Origin of the sequence: Marinobacter sp. LV10R510-11A, from assembly GCF_900215155.1 — a bacterium.
GTDB lineage: Bacteria > Pseudomonadota > Gammaproteobacteria > Pseudomonadales > Oleiphilaceae > Marinobacter.
This window is the reverse complement of record NZ_LT907980.1, coordinates 958990-981259: the sequence shown is the minus strand read 5'-3', so window position 1 is coordinate 981259 and position 22270 is coordinate 958990. Positions and strand designations below refer to the sequence as shown.

The 22270-nt window shown below is 48.5% G+C and carries 20 protein-coding genes, 1 tRNA gene and 2 pseudogenes; 17 read left to right on the top strand and 6 right to left on the bottom strand.

Annotated elements, in window-relative coordinates; translation table 11 throughout:
• Window positions 1–17 precede the first annotated feature (17 nt).
• Window positions 18–779: an ABC transporter permease gene (locus CPH80_RS04665; protein WP_096275832.1), complete on the top strand. Its 762-nt coding sequence runs from the start codon at window positions 18–20 to the stop codon at window positions 777–779.
• Entirely contained in the window at window positions 776–1276 is a 501-nt protein-coding gene (locus CPH80_RS04660; protein ID WP_227520353.1) for a DUF192 domain-containing protein, read from the top strand. Before CPH80_RS04665 ends, CPH80_RS04660 begins: the two co-directional genes overlap by 4 nt.
• Here the strand turns inward: CPH80_RS04660 and CPH80_RS04655 are convergent.
• Complete coding sequence (locus CPH80_RS04655) at window positions 1273–2055, bottom strand: enoyl-CoA hydratase (RefSeq protein ID WP_096275831.1); 783 nt, start codon at window positions 2053–2055, stop codon at window positions 1273–1275. The two genes, CPH80_RS04660 and CPH80_RS04655, sit on opposite strands and share 4 nt — an antisense overlap.
• Window positions 2056–2230: 175 nt before the next feature.
• Here CPH80_RS04655 and CPH80_RS21830 point away from each other — a divergent pair, with 175 nt between their 5' ends.
• Complete coding sequence (locus CPH80_RS21830; RefSeq protein ID WP_172898584.1) at window positions 2231–2368, top strand: hypothetical protein; 138 nt, start codon at window positions 2231–2233, stop codon at window positions 2366–2368.
• A gap of 84 nt (window positions 2369–2452) precedes the next feature.
• Window positions 2453–3298, top strand: coding sequence for a DMT family transporter (locus CPH80_RS04650; protein WP_227520446.1), 846 nt, complete (start codon window positions 2453–2455; stop codon window positions 3296–3298).
• Window positions 3299–3666: 368 nt separating this feature from the next.
• Here the strand turns inward: CPH80_RS04650 and CPH80_RS21530 are convergent.
• Window positions 3667–3740, bottom strand: a tRNA-OTHER gene (locus CPH80_RS21530).
• Window positions 3741–4313: 573 nt separating this feature from the next.
• On the opposite strand from CPH80_RS21530, the gene CPH80_RS04640 reads away from it, so the two are divergent.
• Window positions 4314–5549 carry a site-specific integrase gene (locus tag CPH80_RS04640; protein ID WP_134035122.1) on the top strand — a complete coding sequence of 412 codons (1236 nt, stop codon included), beginning with the start codon at window positions 4314–4316 and terminating at the stop codon, window positions 5547–5549.
• Between the two features lie 350 nt (window positions 5550–5899).
• Here CPH80_RS04640 and CPH80_RS04635 read toward each other — a convergent pair whose 3' ends face one another.
• A complete protein-coding gene (locus CPH80_RS04635) occupies window positions 5900–8587 on the bottom strand; it encodes a hypothetical protein (RefSeq protein ID WP_134035125.1) in 2688 nt (895 codons plus the stop codon).
• A 495-nt stretch (window positions 8588–9082) separates the two neighbouring features.
• Between CPH80_RS04635 and CPH80_RS04630 the strand changes: the two genes are divergently transcribed.
• From CPH80_RS04630 to CPH80_RS04610, 6 genes and pseudogenes are all read left to right on the top strand, one after another.
• Window positions 9083–9499, top strand: a complete 417-nt coding sequence (locus tag CPH80_RS04630) for a hypothetical protein (protein WP_134035129.1) — start codon at window positions 9083–9085, stop codon at window positions 9497–9499.
• A 657-nt stretch (window positions 9500–10156) separates the two neighbouring features.
• The gene (locus tag CPH80_RS04625) at window positions 10157–10435 is read left to right on the top strand and encodes a hypothetical protein (protein WP_096275826.1); all 279 of its coding nucleotides are present in this window, start codon (window positions 10157–10159) and stop codon (window positions 10433–10435) included.
• 834 nt (window positions 10436–11269) lie between these two features.
• Entirely contained in the window at window positions 11270–12040 is a 771-nt protein-coding gene (locus CPH80_RS04615; protein ID WP_134035132.1) for a hypothetical protein, read from the top strand.
• 73 nt (window positions 12041–12113) lie between these two features.
• On the top strand, window positions 12114–12236 hold the full coding sequence (locus CPH80_RS22895) for a hypothetical protein (RefSeq protein WP_264754817.1): 123 nt from the start codon (window positions 12114–12116) through the stop codon (window positions 12234–12236).
• Between the two features lie 222 nt (window positions 12237–12458).
• A complete protein-coding gene (locus CPH80_RS21525; RefSeq protein ID WP_157746850.1) occupies window positions 12459–12602 on the top strand; it encodes a hypothetical protein in 144 nt (47 codons plus the stop codon).
• Window positions 12603–12757: 155 nt separating this feature from the next.
• Window positions 12758–13387: pseudogene (locus CPH80_RS04610) on the top strand (IS21 family transposase); the annotation flags it as partial.
• An 18-nt stretch (window positions 13388–13405) separates the two neighbouring features.
• On the opposite strand, the pseudogene istA reads toward CPH80_RS04610, so the two are convergent.
• Window positions 13406–14044, bottom strand: a pseudogene (gene istA / locus CPH80_RS04605) (IS21 family transposase); the annotation flags it as partial.
• Between the two features lie 14 nt (window positions 14045–14058).
• On the opposite strand from istA, the gene CPH80_RS21825 reads away from it, so the two are divergent.
• Window positions 14059–14307, top strand: coding sequence for a hypothetical protein (locus CPH80_RS21825; protein WP_172898583.1), 249 nt, complete (start codon window positions 14059–14061; stop codon window positions 14305–14307).
• A 450-nt stretch (window positions 14308–14757) separates the two neighbouring features.
• Window positions 14758–15018: a hypothetical protein gene (locus CPH80_RS04595; protein WP_096275823.1), complete on the top strand. Its 261-nt coding sequence runs from the start codon at window positions 14758–14760 to the stop codon at window positions 15016–15018.
• A 163-nt stretch (window positions 15019–15181) separates the two neighbouring features.
• Here CPH80_RS04595 and CPH80_RS21520 read toward each other — a convergent pair whose 3' ends face one another.
• Both CPH80_RS21520 and CPH80_RS04590 read right to left on the bottom strand, forming a co-directional pair.
• Window positions 15182–15550 (bottom strand): hypothetical protein, encoded by a 369-nt coding sequence (locus CPH80_RS21520; RefSeq protein WP_134035135.1) that lies wholly within the window; start codon window positions 15548–15550, stop codon window positions 15182–15184.
• A gap of 645 nt (window positions 15551–16195) precedes the next feature.
• Window positions 16196–16813: a hypothetical protein gene (locus CPH80_RS04590; protein ID WP_134035138.1), complete on the bottom strand. Its 618-nt coding sequence runs from the start codon at window positions 16811–16813 to the stop codon at window positions 16196–16198.
• A 919-nt stretch (window positions 16814–17732) separates the two neighbouring features.
• On the opposite strand from CPH80_RS04590, the gene umuD reads away from it, so the two are divergent.
• The 4 genes from umuD to CPH80_RS04570 all read left to right on the top strand — a co-directional run bounded on the left by umuD (window position 17733) and on the right by CPH80_RS04570 (window position 21926).
• Window positions 17733–18176 (top strand): translesion error-prone DNA polymerase V autoproteolytic subunit, encoded by a 444-nt coding sequence (gene umuD / locus CPH80_RS04585; RefSeq protein ID WP_096275821.1) that lies wholly within the window; start codon window positions 17733–17735, stop codon window positions 18174–18176.
• Between the two features lie 22 nt (window positions 18177–18198).
• Window positions 18199–19476, top strand: a complete 1278-nt coding sequence (umuC, locus tag CPH80_RS04580) for a translesion error-prone DNA polymerase V subunit UmuC (RefSeq protein WP_096275820.1) — start codon at window positions 18199–18201, stop codon at window positions 19474–19476.
• 547 nt (window positions 19477–20023) lie between these two features.
• Window positions 20024–21322, top strand: a complete 1299-nt coding sequence (locus CPH80_RS04575; protein WP_096275819.1) for a nucleotide-binding domain-containing protein — start codon at window positions 20024–20026, stop codon at window positions 21320–21322.
• A 7-nt stretch (window positions 21323–21329) separates the two neighbouring features.
• Entirely contained in the window at window positions 21330–21926 is a 597-nt protein-coding gene (locus CPH80_RS04570; RefSeq protein ID WP_096281401.1) for an SLATT domain-containing protein, read from the top strand.
• Window positions 21927–22270 lie beyond the last annotated feature (344 nt).

Below are 22270 nucleotides of genomic sequence, written 5' to 3'. Positions count from 1 at the left end.
GCTAACTGGAGAAAGGCATGAATTTTTACGGTGTTAAAGCCATCTACAATTTTGAAATGTCCCGCATGAGACGCACGTTGATGCAAAGCGTGCTCTCGCCGGTCATTTCTACCTGTTTGTATTTCGTTGTTTTCGGCTCGGCCATTGGTTCGCGCATGGGCAATATCGACAACATTGAATACGCCGCTTACATCATTCCCGGGCTGGTGATGCTTTCATTGCTGATGCAAAGCATATCCAACGCTTCGTTTGGCATCTACATGCCAAAGTTCTCGGGCACGATTTACGAGGTGCTGTCAGCGCCCGTGTCTTACGTTGAAGTGGTTCTGGGCTATGTGGGCGCTGCGGCGACCAAATCGGTGATACTGGGCCTGATCATACTGGCCACCGCGCGGCTGTTTGTGGACTACAGCGTACTGCACCCGTTCTGGATGCTCTCGTTCCTCATACTGACCGCGGTAACCTTCAGCCTGTTCGGTTTCATCATCGGTATATGGGCCGACGGTTTCGAAAAACTTCAGATTGTCCCCATGATGATTGTGACCCCGTTGACCTTTCTCGGCGGCACCTTCTATTCCATCGATATGCTTCCGGAAGTCTGGCAGACAATCAGCTTGTTTAACCCGGTGGTGTACCTGATCAGCGCCTTCCGGTGGGCATTCTATGGCGTTTCGGATGTGAACGTGGGAGTGAGCGTAGGCATGACCCTGCTCTTCCTGGTGGCTTGTATGACGGGCATTTGGTGGATTTTCAAAACCGGTTACCGGCTGCGCACATGATGTCTGTTCGCTGCGCCCCGCTCTGTTTTTCGGCCATGCTGGTGGGCTGTTCTTCCGGCTCCGGCGCGGTAGAGCCTTCCGCCGGCTTGCCGGTTGTGGCCGGTTGCTTCGTAACGGGCGCCAGCACAGTCAATGTTAGCCTAGAGCTGGCACAGGCGCCGCAGGAGCGTCGCAAAGGCCTGATGGGCAGAGAATCTTTAGCCGCTAGCTCGGGCATGCTGTTCCAGTACCAGGAGCAGCAAGGCTCGGATCACGGCTTCTGGATGTACCAAACCCTCATCCCGCTAGATATTGCTTACCTGGATGAGAACGGCGTAATCGGCAGCATTCAACAGATGGAGCCATGCGTATCAACCAGCGGCGCAAGGTGCCCAAGCTACCCTGCGGGGGTTGAGTTTGTATCCGCCGTGGAAATGAACGTTGGGTTTTTTGAAGCGAATGAAATTAGAACCGGGCACAGCCTCAAACTGGGAAAGCAGAACTGCAAAACCCGTTAACTGTCCTTCCATTCCGGCTTGCGCTTATCCAAAAACGCACAGATTCCTTCCCGCGCATCGTCCGCACATAGATTTTCCGCCATTACCTTGGCCGTATACTCATAGGCCTCAGCCAGAGGCATCTCGAGTTGCTTGTAGAAGGCGCCCTTGCCGATCTTAAGGGTATGCCCGGATTTTTCAGCAATCATGCGGGCCATAGCGTACACCGTTTCGTCCAGCAACGACTCATCAACAATCCGATTGACCAGCCCAAGCTGCTCCGCACGCGATGCGCTAATCAACTCACCGGTAAGCAGCATTTCCATGGCATGCTTGCGTGAAACGTTGCGTGACAGCGCCACCATAGGCGTTGAGCAGAAAAGCCCAATGTTCACACCCGGTGTGGCGAAACGTGCTGAGTCTGCCGCTACGGCCAAATCACAACTGGCCACCAACTGACACCCTGCCGCAGTCGCGACACCGGCCACCCTAGCAATTACCGGCTTTGGCAGATTCACGATCTGCTGCATCACTTCGCTGCATCGGTTAAACAGCGCCAGTTGGAACTCCTGGCTATCAAGCTGACCGCGAATCTCCTTGAGATCGTGCCCGGCGCAAAAAACCTTGCCTGCAGCGGCGATAACCACTACCCGTGTAGCATCATCCGTTGCAATATCCGCAAGTGCTTCTGCCAAAGCATCAAGCATCCCCATGGAAAGGCTGTTACGCCGTTCTGGCTGATTCAGGGTGAGTGTGGTAATGCCGTTATCGTCGGTGTTTCGTGCCAGTAGATCGGTCATAACTAACTACCTCATATTTCTCGAAGCCGGGGCTACTTGATGGCAATCAGTATCGGCCAGTAACCGCCTGATGTCGAAGCGACTTTTGTAGAGCGCAAAGTGCTGAGTTGTTATAACCGGGCTGTGCCCATAAGCTTTGTACCAGAACCGACAAATTCGGAAGCAGGAGAAGCCCATGTTTAACTCTAATATAGTCAAAGCGATTATTTTGATCGCAATTATCGCAGGCGGAATTTACGTGATCATAATCAATGATCCTGCTGTGCCTACCGGCGACATCAATAGCATTCAACTGCCGCAAAACCAGGATTAGACGGGTAATCCGGGAATGATTTTGAAGCGACAGCAACAAAACACACCAAAATACAATTAAGGCCTACACTTGCACACTACTCGAATGAAAGGCCTGATGATTGCGGCACTGGGCGTATTATTTATTACACCAGACGCCCTGCTAGTCAAAATTACCTCTGTTGAGCCCGTTGTGTTCCTGTTCTGGCGCGGGCTCTTGCTCGCTATGAGTTTTCTTGCCATAGGTTTGATCAGATACGGTGGAAGTCTTGGTCAGGAAGTAAGGCGCTGCGGTTGGAAGGGCTGGTTTTGCGCGGGTGCATTTGCAATGAGTTCGCTTGGGTTCGTAATGGGTATGAAGAACACTTCGGCTGGAAATGTTCTTGTAATCCTCAACACAGCCCCGGTGATTGCTGCACTGATTGCCTGGTTGTTCTGGAGAGAAACCCTGCCGCGCAGAACCTGGGCAGTCATCCTGACCTGCATAACCGGAGCAACCATCATAGCCGCCGGTGAATGGGGCCAGGGAAATCCCTTGGGGTTAATTATGGCGGCCGTAGCGGCCATAGCCCTCGCCTCAAATCTCACCGTTGCGCGCTCAAAACCGGACGCAGACATGAGTGTAATGCTGATGTTCGGTGCGCTACTCGTGGCAATTGCCGCGGCCGCCGCTGGTGGTGCCGTGATTCCTTCGCTCCACGATAGTTTATTCATCGCCTTGCTTTGCCTGTTCTTCCTGCCGGTTGCGAGCACACTGATCCAAATCGGACCACGCTATATCCCGGCTGCTGAAGTCAGTTTAATGCTGCTTCTGGAAACTGTAATTGGTTCATTTCTCGTGTGGCTGTTTCTGGACGAAGTTCCGCCAAAACTCAGTTTGATCGGAGGTGCTATCGTATTGTCGGCACTCGCATGTCACGGGTGGCTAGAGGTGCGCAGGTATCGTTACTGATAGTGGTAGCAAATTCATCAATCTTGCAAAATATCGCCACCCCATCAGTAGACTTTTATCTTGAATTGAGACGGGTACAAAAGCACCTCAATACGTCTGTTTTTCTGACGACTGACGGCATCGATTTACTTAACCAGCGGTCGTGTATCCGCAAAACCCACTGCCTGCATCCGGCTAGAGTCGATACCAACCTCTCTGTGCTTTATGACGACATATAGGGTAGGTCTAGCAGAGTCTATTGAACAGCAATGAGGGCCGTTGCCAAGTCATGCAGCTGGAACATGTTAAGCGCTTGCTCACAATTGCGTGTTGAAAACGAGTTGACATGAATTTTAGTGCGGAGGGTTTACTAACTTATTGAAAATATATGGTGCTCCGGGCCGGAATTGAACCGGCACGACCCAGGGGTCGAGAGATTTTAAGTTCTTTGACCATATAGAACGATTTTGGTCAATATTTGCACAATAACCACCTAACTCATTGAAATATAAATTTTTATATAGTGAATTTGTAAACCTTTCGAGATTAAACGATTCCAAGAAGTTGGTCAAAAAGTGCATACCCCCAAAAAACATGCCAACTATATCTGTAAGATTGGTAGCAATGTGGTAGCAATGAAACAACCCAAAAAGGCTGCCGAGCTTCCTGACGTTTCCGTCGAGTGTTATTCTCTTGATCCCACGCGATCAGAATCAGAGACAGAATGACACAGCAAAAGAAAGCCCCCAAGAACCCAATGCAGCCCAGACGATTCTCCAAGGCATTCATCAAGGAGCTGCGCGCAGATATCGAAACCGGCGAGCATGGCAAGCATATCCTGCCCGACTGTGATTTTGTTGTGATGAAGGACACCCGCACGAAAGAAAGCGGCGCAAGGTTAATGCTAAGGCTGAGCAAAACGGGCACTGCGAGCTTTTTCATAAAAGAGCGATATCTCGGGAGCCGCTCACCCAAAACTGTCAGGATCGCTGGCATTGATGCGGACCTGGACTCCGTAACGGAACGGGGCCATCAGATGCAGTCCAATATTGTCAAAGGGCTGGATCCAGAGCATTCCGAAATTATCAACTACCGAGATAAATTCAAAAGCCAATCCCCCACCCTGCGGCAAATATATAACGAACGACTAAAATACCCAGGGAACGCAAAGCCGGGAACCATAGGGGACTGGGAGAAGCATTTCAAAAAGCTCGGGAGCTGGAAGGATAAAAGGATTAGCGAGATCACTCGTCAGCAAGTGCTCAACAAAATCGACAATCTGGCAGATCAATACACTCCCGAGGTCGCTGACCGCGTGATCAAGTTTATCAGCATGCTAGTAAATCTTGCCGTGAATCACCCACAGCCGAGCTATGAGCAGCCGACCAAAAACATCGTGTCTCAGACTTTGAAGCATGACAAGCCATTCAAAGTGAACGGCGGAAAGAGCAGGCGGATATCTAAAATGTTCCCTGTGCATACATGGCCTGCCATTTGGGAAGCAATCAGCGAACTCAAGGACCGAGTCCCGAATCGAGCAAACAAAAGCGCACCGACCCTGGCGAGAACAGCTCACTATTATTTCAAGTTTTGCCTGCTCTCAGGAATGCGGGATGGAACCGTCAAAACCCTTGAATGGCACCAGATCAACATCGAAGACGGAACAATCTCGTGGGTCAGCGAGAGTGATGTAGCAAAAAAGAAAATCGACCAACAGGTTTTCGACCTACCCGTTTGCAACCATCTCTGGGAAATGCTGAGGGAAATGCGAGAGATTGAGATTAAGCAGACCGGGGAAGAGCCGCAAGGCTACTTGTTCAAATCGTTAGGCAATGGCGGCTTCCCTCATGTTGCAACGGGCATGCCCCACCAGTGGAACCTAATCAGGAATCATGTGGGACCAGCCATTGCAAAAATGCGGGTTTATGATTTCCGAGCCACCTTCATCACGATAGCTGATGAGTTAGGCATCGGGACGCAGCTAACGAAGTCTCTTATTGACCACAAAGACAACAAAAGTATCGTACTGGAAGGCTACAAGGACCGGGGCACACCGCTGAAGCGCAGAACCGTCAACCAGATAGCAGGCCATATCCTCGGAGGCTGTGGAGAACAGGAAAAGAAAGAGCAGTCGGAGTCGGTGCCGGTGTCTTTCGCAATGTTCGAGCGAGTTCAGCAGGAAGCTGAAAAATCAGGCAAAACCGTTGACGAGGTTCTGGAACGATGGGCCCAGGTTGCGTCCATGTTTGATAAAGTGAATGCGATGAAGTGATCATGCCGCCGATGTTGTTCATACTCGGTTGATGATTTAATGAATTACTTTGCAGCGGTAAATTGTTAATATAATCATATAATAATTGACGTCATGGCATTTTTTGGCTACAATGTATTCATAAGATCAAGCAACACAATCTTATCGGTCGGACTAGTCACCTGGTCAGGAAATTCTCTCTGTGAATGCCTTAGTTTGGAGCCTCACCTTCGGGTGGGGCTTTTTTGTGGTCAAACTTTTGTGGTCAAATATTTGGGATCAAACAATTGCGGGCGGTTTGGGCTGATGCAGGAAAACCCGGACGGTGCCGGGGTTCGTTCATTGCTTGCCCATCCGTTGGATGGTTTGATTTAGGCGCAGCATCTCGATTTTCTGTATTTCATCACTGAAGGCTTGGTCTCTTCGCATGTAAGCACTCGGCACTCAATCTCTCCGATCATGAAAATCTCGTCGCGATCTGCTTTTTTATTTAATGCCTCCATCAGATCCGAGAATGCCATGCCAGGAGCCCAGGAGCTGTCAGTCGCGCTTGATCTGGATGCCCTTGTCTGCTCGAACCACTTCATGATGTCATGTCCTGTTGTTGGATCATAATATCCGGAAGCCTTATCGCGGGCAGCCTCATCTTCCTTGGTGAACTTTTCCATCAGTCTTGATACTCCGTTCATGTGCATGTCGAAATAGGCGCGGCGTGTATTGCTTACAGACACTATCCAGGAGTCCTTTTTGTGCTCTTTAACGCTCATGCCTAGCTCTTCACGCAACACTGAAATGACCGACCGGGTGGCCTGCCTGACACTTATGCGGCGACCATCGAACGCTTGGTTATATGCTTGGCTGGCCGTTGTTGACTTACCACCAACAGTCACCTTGTTGCGCTTTATTACGGTCCATTCCGCGAAGCTCTTGGCGTGCTCCTTGGTGATTATTGCCGATCCGCCGCGCATGATTGCAGGCAGATCAGCGTCGAGCACGGCCATAAGCTTTCGTATCACTTTTCTTTTATTTGCATCGAATGCGGACAGATTTCTTACTGCCGACTCAACGCCCATACGGAGGCCTGCGATTTGCTTGCGCTGCCTTCCGCTCTTGTCTGCTTTTATCAGATCAACGTCCAGCGTGTTTGTTTTGTAAAATTCGCGGAGTTCGTAATTCTCGATCTGATACTCCTGGCCACGACTCATCTGATCGGATTTGCGGCGCTCATCGGCTTGCTCCCTGCTTATGTCCTCAGCGGTCAGTATGCGATCGATCCGGGCGTTCTCTGCTTCCTCGTTGCCTTCCTTCATTGCTGCCTTGGCCCTGATCTCGTCAGCCTCGTTGGCGCTCATTCTTTTAATTGTGAAGCCTAGAGCCTCGGCCATCATCAGCGTCCGATTGTTGTAATTTGTGCGCATGCCGTTCTCGTAAGCAACACGCTCGACAACGTCTTGGACGCCAGAGGTGGCCCATAGCTTGTCCAGGTTTTCCTGATTGTAATCGTCGTTATCGCTAAGATCCTTGGATGCCATAAGCGCAAACACAAGGCCGACGCTGTTGGTTCGCTTGCGTTTATGAGTAGTAAAAACCAGGTGGGTCTCTTTAAGCTTTCGGACTCGGCGCGTGGATTGAATAACCTCAGTTGGCAGCACTGTCCCGGCAGCAATGACGAAAACAGCATCAAAATGGTCGCTCTCAATACTTACTCCAGATGACAGCACTGTCGAAGCAACAACAAGCTGATAACTTTTCAGATTTAGATCTAAATTGCTCACAAAATAAGATTTTTCAGCATTCCCGAAAAAATCACCGTCGAGGGTAATTGACTCGCCCGTTGCGCTTTTGTTCAGAGTGTTGAATGTGCCTTCCAGATCATCTTTTCTCGGGTTGTGCGACTCGTCAGAGATGACCAGGATATTTTTTCCGATCTCCAGCATGGCCTGAGCGGTTGCGATCAGTGCCGCCTTGGTTGGGTGCAAATTGATATTGTGAGCAAAATTGCAGTGGGTTTTGGTTGCGACCGTGACCGTCATCCCGAGTGCTTTGGATAGCTTGGTGACCGTGTAATCGCTGAGCAGTGCGTCGGCTAGGACTGCGGTTCCATCTTGTGCCGCCTTTTTAATAGCTTCAATGGTTCCGGCAGTAATAGCGGCGCGCTCGGTCAGCTTGCCTCGCCCGATTGCGTTGGATGCGTTGTGAGTTAGCATCTGCTCGAATTCGTCGACGATAACCATTTTTGTGTTTTCTCTGTGCCACTCAAAAGCGGGCAGACCGATCACTGAGTTTGAAACTCCAACGACGCCGGGAGCGCTGAACCCTTCAGGGCCTGCGTTAGTGTAATGTCGCGGATCGCCTTTCATGGGTGCGATTTGAGAGCGACGTGGCGAAACAAACAAAGGAGATACCTTTCTTGTGCAAGCCTCCTCGAATGCGGGCAGTAAATTCTCTTTGGTCTTGCCTGCGCCGAGGCCGGAATTGATTAGCACCAAACCGCCCAGCTTGATGATCTCGTTGATTTCTTCGTTCGAACCTGTGAAAAAATTGGCGTGAGGGTTTTGCTGGTTCACCATCGCCATGTCCTCTGCTCTCTGTCGCTCTATTTGGAGCATATCTCTGAAAACAGCAACAACACCAGCCAGAGGGCTTGATCCATTGTCCAGCACTCTATCTCGGACTCTGTTGGCCATGTCAGCCTCAGCATCTTTATCCGTCATTTCTGAGGGAACCTTGAGCATATAGCAGCGCGCCACGATCTTCGAGGCTGCGTCGAATTCAATCACGTTGCGGGCGCTGTTTAGCTTAAAGAGGGCAAATTCCTGAGCTTTATGACCCGGATGCAGGCAGTCAGTTCCAACAGAAATACTCGTGCAAAATTCGAGCGCAATTTCGATGTCGTCAAATGCGTTGGCCGGATCGGATTGGATGGTGATGATAGATTTTTGATCTTCGCTTTCCAATGCGACCTGAGTGCGAATATCTAGGGTTTCGATGATTTTGGTGTCGCTTTCTTTTTTATCTGTGTGCGCGAAAGCTGGGCGCTTTATAGTTATGTTCATCATTATACCTTAGTTTAAGTTTCGACCGGGTCAGCGGCCATGTCTTTATTAAATCAAATATTAACGACAAGATCAATATATTTAACGCATATATAAGAAATTAAATAGATGATTAATATTGACTTTTTTGAATTTGCTGGAATAAAAAGGGTCTGATCAGGGTGCAAGTTTTGCAACATTTTTTGCACCTAATTTTTTACTGCTCGATCCTCTGAGAGTATTGCGGCGCAAGGCTTAGGGCTAGGCAGGACATTAAAAAGATAGCCCCATGGTTCCGTTATAGAAAAACAAGACCCTATCATTGCAAGATAATTGGTCTATTTTGCGCGACAGCGCAGCGCTTTAAAAAATCAGTGATAACAACGTTTGATGTGCATCGCTACGCTCAAAGCTTCCAATCTTGTCGCATGCTCTCTCTTGTTGCTATTTAATAGGTGTAAATGTAATACATCCATGCACGCAGGAATCGACCCAAGGCCCAACGGAGGCATAGCTATCTTGTCAAAAACCAGCAAACTGATAGCAGTGCACGACATGCCAAAAATGAAGCACGACGGCAAAACAATCTCGGACCCCGTCGGAATTCTCGAAATTCTCAAAGGCGTCAAATCGATCACGCTTGAAGAGGTCGGAAGCCGCCCCCCCCCGCCAGTCCGGCGTGTTCACGTTTGGAATGTCCCAGGGCATCGTCGTCGCCTGCGCCCGCATTCTGGACATCCCCATTCAAATGGTGCGCCCCAGGACTGGCAAGGATTCTTCAGGATCAAGGCCGGCGAGAAAGACATTAAAAAGAAGAAAGCGCAGATCGCCGCCAAGGCCCTGACACTTGCCCGACCGCGAATCTATACGGCCCCAAGGGCGGCCTGCGTGATGGTCGCTCTGACGCCCTCCTCATCGCCCGTTGGGGATATCTAAAGCAACCGTCTGGCGAGCTATAAAAGCAAACCCGCAACAATCTCCCTCGAAGTATGAACAACATAAAGCCCCACTCCCCTTCCTTTCCCAGGGGCTGAATTTTTTATAAACATAGCTGATCTATAAAATTATTTAAATGTTTTTGTAACTAAGTTATAGCTGAAAAGTCTACTGAGATGTTTATCAAAAAAAGAACGTCTACTCGACAAAAATATAAACGATGATCCAAGCAGCTGTGAGCGGATGACAGACCGCAACATGCCGCTAATTAAAGCCTGGGCAAACATCCACTGGCTCGCCTCAATCCATAGTATTTATACCACTTTAAATGGTTATTAGCGCGTAGACACGCAGTTCCAGCGCTCCGCCTACCTCTCGGGAAGTGCCCTTATTATTCATTACAACAGCACCTGATCAGAAGCTGTGTGAAAGAAAATCGAAGCCACCGCACACCGCAAGTTAAGCAGAATTTTGGGGTCAAGAAATATACAACCTGAACGAGTTGTTTTTTTCATTTTGGTCGGAAAAGGATAAATAATATATTAAATGAAAATTTATTTACAATGATATACCCAGAGCGTAATATTAAGACATAGAGTTGAGAAACAGCACCAAGGCAATCAAGCCAAACCATAAAAATAAGAAAGGGCCAACACAATGAAAACCGAATCAGTTGAAACCATGCACAACCGCTATATCCGCAACGCAAGGAAGGCAGCTCATGGCGAGACCGGCTACGAGCGAGCAAAAGCAATTTATCACTATTTTGAACAATTCACAGAACACCCGCATGCCAGATACACGTTTGAGCAGAACGCGGCGAACCGCTTTTCTAACGGGATGAATGACAAACAATTTGCGGTTTGGCTAATGCATGACATGGCTAGCTTGTGTGCCATTAATGACATGTTAAGAAATGATTTTTTAAACAGCTAATGACGCGGTTCCGCTTCACCCAGACAAGAACAAGAAGGCTTTCGCGCCAGCACCTGCTCCACATCTTCCCTGAGAACTACTGGGAGGGTCTTTGGATGCAGATTAAAGATCCCCCGCACACTACCCCTGGCAAGTAGTTAGACATGCTCTTCGAGGTCACCGCAACGGCTACTGGTTTATAGAGCATATCAAAAACGCGCCCATACTCGGGTAAGAGCAAGTTCTCAATTAGAGGGCTGGAGCACAAAACCGCTCAAATCATAAAGCACGTGAGACACCCCCCAGGTGTCTCTGATTGTTTTTTGATTACAACCAAACACCCCCACCAGTGTGCTTTTTCACTTCAACATTTGTACCTGCAAAGCACAGTCGATTTACTGGGCTGGCTGTATGCTGGTGTAAATTGATAGCAAAAATAATTGATCTCAAACCCCATCAAGACAACAACAAGTGGACAAAGCTGCACGAACGGATCGGCGACTGCATTATTGCGATGATGTCGCAGCCTTGTGTTTGTAATCAAATCCTCAATAGCATCACAGAAAGCGGGTGCGTGAGCGAGGATAGCGTTGCAGAGTTTGAGCAAGTAGTTCGAATGAACATGGTGGAACATTACAGCTTTTAATGTTTTAACCCCTGCCTCACCGACCTTTCGCTTCTTGGAGGGCACCTCCTTAAGCATATCTTCTTTTATTTACATTACATTACCATTTAATTATAGAAGCCTTCACTTAATTGAGCTAATATGTGGTGTATGGGCTTGAGAAACAACCCCGGCAATCCAGCCAATAATAGGAAATGGTGAGCACAATTAGCAACGAAATAACCAACAGCATGATCAACGGACTGAGCAACGACCAACTCGAGAGCCTCCACAATCGAGCCGCTGCCCTTTGTCATGCGCGTAAGACATTCAAGGCTGAGGCTGAGTTGATTGCAAATCGCGAGGAATATGAGGCGATGCAGCGCCGTGATTTCTGCATTTTTGCCGGCGAGGTGAAATCAACAAAGCGAATCACAATCCGGGGCGCAAAGCCTAAATCAGACAATCCGCTCAGGATCAGCGTTCATGGTTTCCAGGTTCCGATGTTGACCGCTGGACTGCATGAGCAGGAAAGAATTGCAAAAGAAAAGGCGCAGGAGGAGGAGCGTTTCCGCCTGGAGCTTGAAGCAGAAAGAGCCAAAATAGCAGAGCGTCAAAAGAAAAAGGCCCAGGCTGCTGAACTTGAGCGCATGAAACGAATTAACAAGTGGGAGGAGCTTGAGGAGAGTCGTGCTGACTCGGATCAATTCAAGATTACGCTGTTAGCTTCAAGCTTTAAGGGAACCGAGGCCTGCCATCTTGCCAGGCTTGAAAAGAATGACGACGGCCAAGTTATCGATAAAATCCAAATCGCCCCGGATTTTAGCAACAAACAAAAGCACACCGCGCGGACCTGGACCGAAACAAACACCTACTCCATTGGGCTGGCTGATGGCGACTGGATTGAAATTCTGGAAGCTGGAAGCGCAAGAAACGACAGTCACGACGTTGTCCAGTATGTCGGCGGGAAGTTTGTCAGCAAGGACGGCAGAGAAGTCGAGACAGACTTTAAAAACCTTTAAATTTACCCCCTCTTTGCAGGACTATTATATACCCATATAATAAATTTATGAGAGTCGAAACATGAGAAAATCAATGGCATTAAGTACCGCACTAAACCGAGAATATCATCGATTCATCTATTATCTGGATATCGACGACGACCCGGCGCAGATGCTCAGGAACGTCAGCCTGGTTTATAGCGGGCGGCAGGGATGACCCTGCCCTAGCTGACTCGGACACGGTGAGCTAAGTCAGCTTGATTTTAGCAGCAAGGGCTGAGGTTGCTTCGTGAGCAAATTGCAGGCATGGCTAGGGAGATGTCGCTAACGCTGGACAAGCTGACAGAGACTATGGAGCGGTTTCCGTCGCTAGATGATGATGGCCAATGAATAACATTCCCCTGCCTGAGCAATTAACTAAGGCGATATGGAAAAGACAATGGCAACTAATACCATCAGCAGGGTTGCGGATGAATATCATGGAACCCTTTACCGCAACGCGGTGGGCCCTTTGATGCATATTCCGGCCCATCGTGAACACCCATTCCGGACGAACGTGAACACCTATTCTGGTTCAACGTGAACAGTCATTCCGGCTGAAGATGAACACTTTTGGTGATTTACCGGAATCGGTGTTCACCATGCCGGAATGACTGTTCACGTTAAACCAGAATCTTTCTTAACGCATTGTTTATTCAACCGTTTGCTACTCTGATTCCTTTTTTGGGGATCAGGGCTATGCCAGCTAAGAGAATGCCAATGCGTAAAATCAGAGAAGTACTTCGTCTGCGGCTGGAAGCCGGGCTCTCGATCCGGCAGATCAGCGCCAGCACCAAGACCAGTGTCGGAGCCATCCAGAAGCTCTTGTCTCGGGCCAATGCCTTAGAGATTACCTGGTCATTGCCAGAGGATGTGGACGATGGCCGCCTGGCGGCCATGTTCTATCCCACCTCATCTTCACGCTATCAGGTGCCTGACTGGACGACGGTTTACCAGGAACTCAAGCGCAAAGACGTCACCAAGCAGTTGCTGTGGGAGGAGTACACCGCTCGTTACCCCAACCGGTGTTACAGCTACTCTCAATACTGTGACCGCTTCCGGCACTGGCAAAAGCAGCAAAAGCGCTCCATGCGCCAGATCCACAAGGCCGGTGAAAAGTGCTTCGTGGATTATTGCGGCACCACCGTACCCATCATCAACCCGCAAACCGGCGAAATCCGCACGGCTCAGGTCTTTGTCGCCGTGCTGGGGGTCTCTAATTATACCTACGCGGAAGCCACCTGGAGCCAGGGATTGCAGGACTGGCTGCTGAGTCACGTGCGCACCTTTGAATTCTTCTGTGGCATTCCGGAGATGGTAATCCCCGATTATGTGCCCGGGCACATAATCGGGGATTACTAATCCTGGAACGCCATTCAGATACTGAAAGGCTCGGATGTGAGAGCCGATCCAGTCCGGCAGCTTCTGGCTCCAGGTGGCTTCGGCGTAGGTATAATTGGAAGCACCCATAACGGCCACAAAGACCTGCGCCTCGTGGATCTCTCCGGTGGTGCGGTCAATGACGGGGACGGTCTGGCCGGCATAGTCCACGAACAGCTTTTCTCCGGCCCGGTGGTCCTGGCGCATCACCATGTCCAGCTTGCCCTGCCAGGCCCGGTAGTGTTCACAGTACCAGCTGTACTGATACCCCTCCGGGTTGGCTTCCCGGTACTCCTGCCAGAGCAGGAACAGGGTGACGTGCTTGCCCCTGAGTTCCTCGTGGATCTTTTGCCAGTCCGGTATGCCCCGGATCTGAGCCGGCAGGTCCGGTGGCGGCGGGAACAGCAACTGCTCCAAATGGGCCTCGTCCAGATCCGCTGGCAACGGCCAGCTCAGACCGGCCTCAACGGTACGGCGCAGGTATTCGCTCACGGTGGGGCGGCTAACGCCGCAGGCCGCCGCAATCTGGCGATTGCTCAGCTTTCGCTCCCACTTGAGGCGAAGAACTTCTTTGATCTTACGCATGGATAACCTCTTCGCTGGCATCTGGCCCTCTCCGGATGAAAAGAGTCAGAGTACCGTTAAGTTATCCCGCGCCGGACGATTTTGATGGGGTGAGTCAGGCAACCTGCCGGGGTGGCAGCTTTGCCATGGAATCAGTGGCAGCTATCGCGTGGAATGGGTGGCAGGCTTCGTCTGGAATCAGTGGCAACCTTGGTCTGGAATACGCAGCGAACTATCAAAAGGCTAACAAGTCGCCAACGAGGTATGAACAACACAAGCCAACCGAAGCAAATCCCCTTCTCTGATTTTTGCAAGAACTGTCAGCGCACGTGCGTATTTATATGTTGATGTATTTGGCGAATAGAAGATCATATCGATTGCCAACGCAATGACGAACCGATACAACTCCCCTTCGACTTTAACAACAAGACGCATGACGCTATTAGAATCAGGCACGGACCTTCGCTAGCACCGCAGCCGCCATATATACTGCAACGATAGGGGCAACAAGCGTTTCGACGCATATTTGCACCCAGGAAAACTGAAGCTACCGTATACCGCAGTATGATCCGCAGTTTGCGGCTAATAAATTGACAACCTCGTTGGGCAGTTTTTTCAACTTCAAAAAATCGATACAAATTTATTATATAAAAATGTATTGTAAGCAGAGAACACAAGCGCTAATATAGAAACATAGGGTTTGATAAACAGCCCCCGCAATCAAGCCACAAACAAGAGCCTAAAGGTCAAGCGATATGAAAACCGAAACGTACGAAACTGTTTATAACCGCTATATCCGCAACGCGCGAAAGGCGACTAGGGGACTGGCGGGCTTCGAACGAGCAAAAGCAATCCAGCACTATTTTTGCTATCAAACCAACCGGGACCGGATGGGTTGGAGTTTCCCTTTCGACCAGATGGCCATGAATCGCTCTTCAGACTACCAGTTCGCTATTGATGTGATGACCCATATGGCGCACCAGTGGACAAGTAACGACGTCAATACATACCCATAAGCCAACTAAAGCAGCTTCGCGGGAATTACGCCCATGGGCGTTTCGTGATTTCTCTGTACTTTTAGCGCAACTTCTTGAAGTTTAGAGTTGAGGGTTTTTTGTTGCCGCCCTATTCCCCGCGTTATCATTTAAAACGATTAGTGCTCGGCAATATACATCGAAACTATCTCTTCATCTGTGAACGCCTTGTCCAGTGGCTTGCCGCGCTCTCTCGCTGTTTTTCTGACGAGCATAACAAACTCACCGACGGTTGCGAGCGAACTAGGTGGATACCGATAGCGCCGATGGAGGGTGTAACGCTGCCGGTGATTGAGCAGAAGTCAGCAGGCGGAATGGTAGCCAAACACCCGCCGTAATTGTTGTGACTTGCCAAAGAGTGAATGACGCGGAAGTTTCTGGTGACATTTAAGCGCGCCAGCGATGCCCTTCCATCAAACATTGGTGAGCCATGATGCCCCTGTTTTGTGTCGATTTTGATGGCACGATCATTAGCAATGCGGTCAGTCAAATCCCAAGGCCCAGCTTTTTTCATTTCTTGCGTTTCTGAAACAACATGGGGACTTGGTCCTTTTTACGAGTGCCAGTCCCAAGAGCACTCGTGATATTCAAAATATTTTGATCAGCGAAGAGGTAGCCCCGAAATTGTTTGCCAATCTGGACTCGTTGCATCCAGAGGGAACCTAAAAGTACCAAGCGATGGCTGAGCGCTACTAACCTGACGCTTCAGAGTATTATCTGATCGACGATCGAATTGCTTGCGTTGGTGAAACAGAGCTGGATTGGTGGGTGGTTGTCTCGGAGTTCCTGCTATCCTATCGGAGCGACGAATTTTAAGCTGACTAGGGTCGAAGGCATCTTCTGTGGCGCATGGGTATCGTTATCACTTGTCGCTGATAAGGCCTTTGTAGGCTATTTCGGTGACGTCAAACAGCTCTTCGGGGACTCGTTTGCGCGGTATATGGTATGGATCTCGTCTGGCATTCTTCCTTCACCGTCAATACATCGGATAACCATCGACGATAGAATTATGTCGGGAATGTCGTATAGGTCATTGACCTGCCTTTTGATTACTTGGTATTTCTGCTTGTTACCCTCGTTGGTCTCCGAATGTTTTGAGCAAGAATAACAAAGCTTCTGGAGTTAGGTCAGCTTGTTTGGTTCTGGCAATTCGTGAAGTTCAGGGCAACAACTCTTTTCCCTTGCGCTTTCTTGGTTGTTTCTTTTTATATTTCCCCAATTCCTCCTTTATTTTGCTGAGTTCATCCTTGATCGGCTGCTCTAGGAAAGATTGCGAATACCCGAGCTGCTGAGTTATCAAATAAAAGAGTTTCCTTTCGGTGATGTAGACTGCCCTCGCCTCCTCGTCGGAAAACGCTTGGTCCAATGGCTTTCCGCGCTCATCTGCTGTTCTAACGAGTAACTCAACCACCTCATCGTTCAAGTCCTCGAGTCGACCCTCACGCCATGCTTTCGCAAGCGATTTGTCCTCAACCACCTCGACTTTCGGAAGCCTTACCTTTATTCGCATTTTGGGCTCGTATTTATGCGATCCTCGGATCGCACCAATAAATTCTCCAATCTTGGCATCTGGCATAAAGCCCGGATAAGACCTGTATGTTTCGTCATCCTTTCGGCTTCGCTTGATTACCGCAGTGCCGCCCATGAGCCCCATAGCCTGATTTTTACGGAAAGCCGCATCAATAGCCTGCATCTGCCGTTCAATCCATTTCTCAGCATTCTGGATGCCATGTATGCTGAATATGGCCTCGTCATCCTCGTTTAGCAGATCCGACATGTGAGCATCGGCTGACTCATATATCGGAAATTCTACGACTTTTCTCATTTCAGTTTGAAATAATTTACGGGAGCGTCCATTGGACATGGTAATCGTGTCAAAATAAATTGCGCGAGTTTTATAAACTCGAACAACTGTGCCTTCCTTACCTAATCTTAATAACATCATTGATCCTTTTTTATTGTTTTAATAATAAAATTAATTATATTTAGTTTAACGCTACATAAAAATATTTATAACTGATTAGTTTTTATTTTACTTAATGTAAAAGTATATATTTTGCTTAATCAAAAGTATTATGGAAATTATTTTCCAATGTTTATATAAATACTTAGATTAATATTTGGAATTTAGAATATTCACGCCATTATTATATCCGTGAAAACATTATGGTGAGTTCGTTTTTCAGAGCATAGTGGCGTCCGATCTCTAAGTATCTACAACAAGCTTTCTGCTTGATGGGCTATGATCTAACAGTGTGACGATGGAGATAAACAGGCTTTGGATAAGAAAAATGATGGAACGCTAGTCGACTGAGCTGCTGCGGAAGCAAAAAACGCCTTTGATGCGTTACAGCACGTTGCTGACTGGGCCGAGAATCGCTGGTTAAAGCTGGATAGCAACCTAAACTATATCGTGAGGAAATACACAATGTTCAGAACACTACTCTACTCCCTCATTATGACCTTTGCTTTGGGGTACATGGAAAAATGCCTTGCCAGCAACGATTTTTAGCAAGCTTTGCAGCGGTAGCTATCTCAACTTAAATCGCCACGCCAAAAGCTGAATGGCGTGTGTTTTCATCAGTGCCGGCTCTCGCTTCGCGGCTGGATACAGCTTTACTTCCTCTTCATCAGGTTGACCCTTCGAGCGTTTAGCGGCAGAATACTGTATAAATAAACAGTTTTCGGTGTAAGCCATGTCCTGCATCTTGCTAGGTGACTCCCATTCATGCCTGCGCCTGAACATCCCGCTCTTCCTGGAGCGAGTTTCCGCTGGTTTTCCCTCGCCCGCAGAGGACTACATAGAGAAAACTCTTGATCTGAATGAACTGTGCATCCAGCATCCGGCAGCTACTTTTTTTGTGCGAGTGGAAGGTGAGTCTATGATTGATGCCGGCATCTTCCCCGGTGATGTATTGGTGGTCGACCGGTCTCTGCGCGCGCAGCACGGTGACATCATTATCGCCAGTCTGGAGTCAGAGATGACAGTGAAGGAGTTACACCTCATACCTCCTCCGGTTTACCTGCTTCCACGAAATCTTGCTTATCAGCCCATTCTCATCGAGGAAGGGATGGTGCTAGAAGTGTTTGGTGTTGTCACCAATGTCGTCCGGTCGCTCAAGCGGGGTGGAAAGTCATAATGACCTCCACCGTGACAGCTAGATGAAAACGGTATTCGCACTCGTCGATTGCAACAACTTCTACGCCAGTTGTGAAAAGCTGTTTCGACCGGATCTGCGTGATACCCCTGTGATTGTGTTGTCAAACAATGACGGTTGTGTGGTGGCCCGCTCCCGAGAGGCCAAAGCCCTTGGCATCAAAATGGGCGTTCCGGTCCATCACATCAGAACAGAAATCCGTCAATACGGCATCCACCTGTTTTCCTCCAACTACACCCTTTATGGTGACCTAAGCCGGCGCGTAATGGTGACCCTAGAAGCTCTGGCACCCCGGGTGGATGTTTACTCCATCGATGAGGCTTTTTTGGATCTGACTGGCATAGAGCGAGTGGTCTCCCTGGAAAGCTTTGGACACCAGGTGAAAGACACCGTTGTTCAGGATACTGGCTTGCCAGTTTGCGTGGGTATCGCGCCGACTCGGACGTTGGCCAAACTTGCTAACTACGCGGCAAAAAAATATCAGGCAACCAAGGGGGTTGTTGACCTGACAGATACAGGCCGACAGCGCCGGTTGATGGCTTTGGTGGCCGTGGCTGAAGTTTGGGGCGTCGGTCGAAAACTATCAGCCAAGCTGCAAGCTATGGATATTACAACCGCACTCGAACTTGCTGACTCTGACCCTTCGACTTTGCGCAATCAGTTTTCTGTGGTGTTGAAGCGCACCATTCGTGAATTGAACGGGGTTGCCTGCCTGCCGTGGGAGGATGTTCCACAGCCGAAAAAGCAGATCATGTGCTCCCGCTCTTTCGGGGCTCCTGTAAGGGCTTTATTCGATCTTGCAGAAGCCGTTGCTCAGTTTGCGGTGCAAGCGACAGAAAAACTTCGGAAAGGGGAGCAATACGCCGGCGCACTGATGGTATTTGTCCGAACCAACTCGTTTCGTACTGAGCTGCAACAGTACTCCAACAGTGCGTCCGTGAAGCTGATTACACCAACACAGGATTCAAGAGTCATCGTCCAGCAGGTTTTAAGTTTGCTTAGACAGATGTACCGAACCGGTTACGACTATGCAAAAGCCGGTGTGATGCTTAGCGACCTGGTTAATGAGACAGCCATCCAGGAGGATCTGTTTGCCAGCCCCGAGCCTCGCCGAATTGACCGGTCTGCCAGGCTGATGTCCGTGATGGACGAGATCAACCGAAAATCACGAACAAAAATTTGTAGTGCCAGGCAAGCTGGCCCTGCGGCTTATTCGATGCGGAGAGAACATTTGTCGCCTAGCTACACGACTAACTGGAGTCAGTTACCTAAGGTAACTTGATATACAGGGGGAACTTTGCCCATGGGTAGGGAGCGTGTTAACTAGAACAATGGTAGTCGTATATACCAGAAATATTAGTACGCTAACTTTTTCGCATAATGTTTATTATGCGCAGCAGGAAAAGAGTAAGACCTGCTGCAACCGCCAAGAGGTGGACGACCACAAAAAGTGCTAAAAGGATAGCCACAGGAAGTACTAAATTTTCACAGAAAGAACTAAATCCGTCGTTCACTCGCTTATCACGATGATTTTTAGCGCTTTTCCGGTATCCAGTAAATATTGCCTTTATGACGATCACGATCTGGCGCGGCCAAAATTTAATTTTCGTGAAATCCCAGTCGCGCAGTCCCTACACGTGAAAAAGGAATCTAGTGTTGTATTCCCGGTAGGCTCCTTTGTTGGCCCTTTCGAAAGAAAGTGCTACCGTCGGAGACATGGTGTCTTTTGAACTAACACTCTGAAATAACGATTTAAGTTTTGGTGGTCGTGGCGATGCATCTCGCGCTGCGCTGCGCTCATCACGCAATTTCAAGGAACGGAAGCCTTCATGTCGATTTCTCAGCTATTTACTGGTTTGCTCGATAATCTAAGGGTCGATAATTCGGAAAATATCAGCCTGAAGTACAACCAGATCACAAAAAGTCTGAACAAAAAATTTCGAGACACGGAGTCCGAAACCCAAAACTCCCTCCAAGTTGGCTCTTACGGGCGCTATACAGGTATCAAAGATATCTCTGATCTGGATATGCTCTACGTAATGCCTCAAGGAAAGTGGGAGGACTATAAAGATAACCAATATAGAATATTGTCTGACACCAAGGACGCGATTAAAGCTAGGTATCCCGAAACGGACGTCCGGGTCGATCGGCTTGTCGTCACAGTGAGCTACACAAATTTTCTTCTTGAGGTTCAGCCAGTTTTCGAGCGCAAAGACAACGATGACATTCCTTACTATTTATTTCCTGATACTAAAGGTGATGGGCGATGGAGGGAAACCAAGCCCAGGCATGAGATGATTGCCATGAAGGAGTTTGACCAACAAAAGAATCGTAACTTGCGGCGTCTTTGCAAGATGACGCGCGCCTGGAAAGATAAACATGGAGTTGGAATGGGAGGTCTTCTTGTAGACACCCTCGCCCACAATTTCCTTAAGCAAAATACAGCCTACGACAATCAAAGTTATGGGTCTTACCACTTGCTCAACCGAGATTTCTTTGAGTTTCTCGCTGGCCAGCCGGACAAAAATCATTATAAGGCGTTGGGTAGCGGACAAAACGTAGAGGTTAAAACCAAATTTCAGAAGAAAGCGAGCGAAGCTTACGACCTGTGTATAGCGGCAATAGCGGCGGCCGAAACGAAATCTGAGAACGAAAAATGGAGGAAGGTGTTCGGTCGACGGTTCCCTGCTTACGAGGGAATCCGGGACGATCGCATGTCTAAAGCGGTCAAAACATGGCGAGATTCTGAACAATTCATTGAAAACTTTCATCCGGTAAATGTTCAATACAATATTGAGCTTGATTGTGATGTTTCTCAAAACGGATATCGAGAGAGTAATCTTTGGGTAATGCTGAAACGTGGTCTACGCCTCCAACCACAAAAAACGCTTTGGTTTACCGTTAAATCATGCAATGTGCCTCAGCCATATTCCGTGAAGTGGAAGGTGTTGAATCGAGGTGCGGAGGCAGAACAAAGAGATGAAGTCCGGGGCCAAATTTTCGATGATGAAGGTCGAAATCGCCGCAAAGAAACAACTAAGTTTGCCGGAGAGCACCTAGTTGAGGTCTACGCTATTAAAGACAACATAGTCGTAGCGAAGGCACGAATCTATGTCCCAATTCGGTAGTAAGACTATGAAAAAAGATGACCTGCTCAGGCATATCGCTGAAACAGCCTACAATGTTGGTTTTGGGGCAAAAAAGCATTTTGCAACTTACGACATCATTTTAAAGGCTCCCGGCCTGATTAGCTTTGCGTCCTTAGCTTTTGGGATTTATTCATTGACCACCCAAAGTTTGAAAGTCGAAACGTTGTCGGCAACTTTTATTATTCTTGGTATCATCGGGCTTTATATTTCATTTCATGACACAAAGAAGGAGTTATACGCGAATAAAGGCAAAGATCTTACTGTACTTTTTAATGCCCTAAAGCGACTTTACTGGAACGTAAATGCTAGCGAAACGCCCTCTAGAGAGGACTTGGTTGAACTGGAAAGGATTGAGGCAGAGTACATACAAATAAGTGAAAGTCATCAGATTCTTTTTAGTAACTGGTACGCGCATTACAAGTTCTTTTGGGAACAGCAGATTGGATGGATCGATAAAGAATTAGATTTCGGGCTCTTTCGAGATAAAATACCCTTATCTCTTTCTTTACCGCTCTTTGTCATGGCGATTTTAGGTGTCGTATTCTTTACTGATGCAGTGAATTATGTGTGCGCATTTCTGTAGCGCACACTAGCACAAACCTTTTGAGGATTGCGGGAGACACGAACTAGCAAAAAACCAGACCTTGTCGAGAATGCGTAACATAGAATTTGAGAACGTTGCCTTGTACCTGTGTCAGCACTACACTCTTACCACCCTCCTCAACCTGACTAATTAAACGGTCGATGTTGGCACTCACCGCCTGACTCATGATCGAAAGAACACACTCCCTCCACCTAAAATTCCTCCAGGTGACTGGACTTGAGCAGCGGAAAGCTAAGAGATTTCTATCTATCCCGAAATAGTTACTGATGAACTGTGCGCTCATTTATGTAGTTTACAGCGAAGTTTTGGTGGTAACTCCCTAG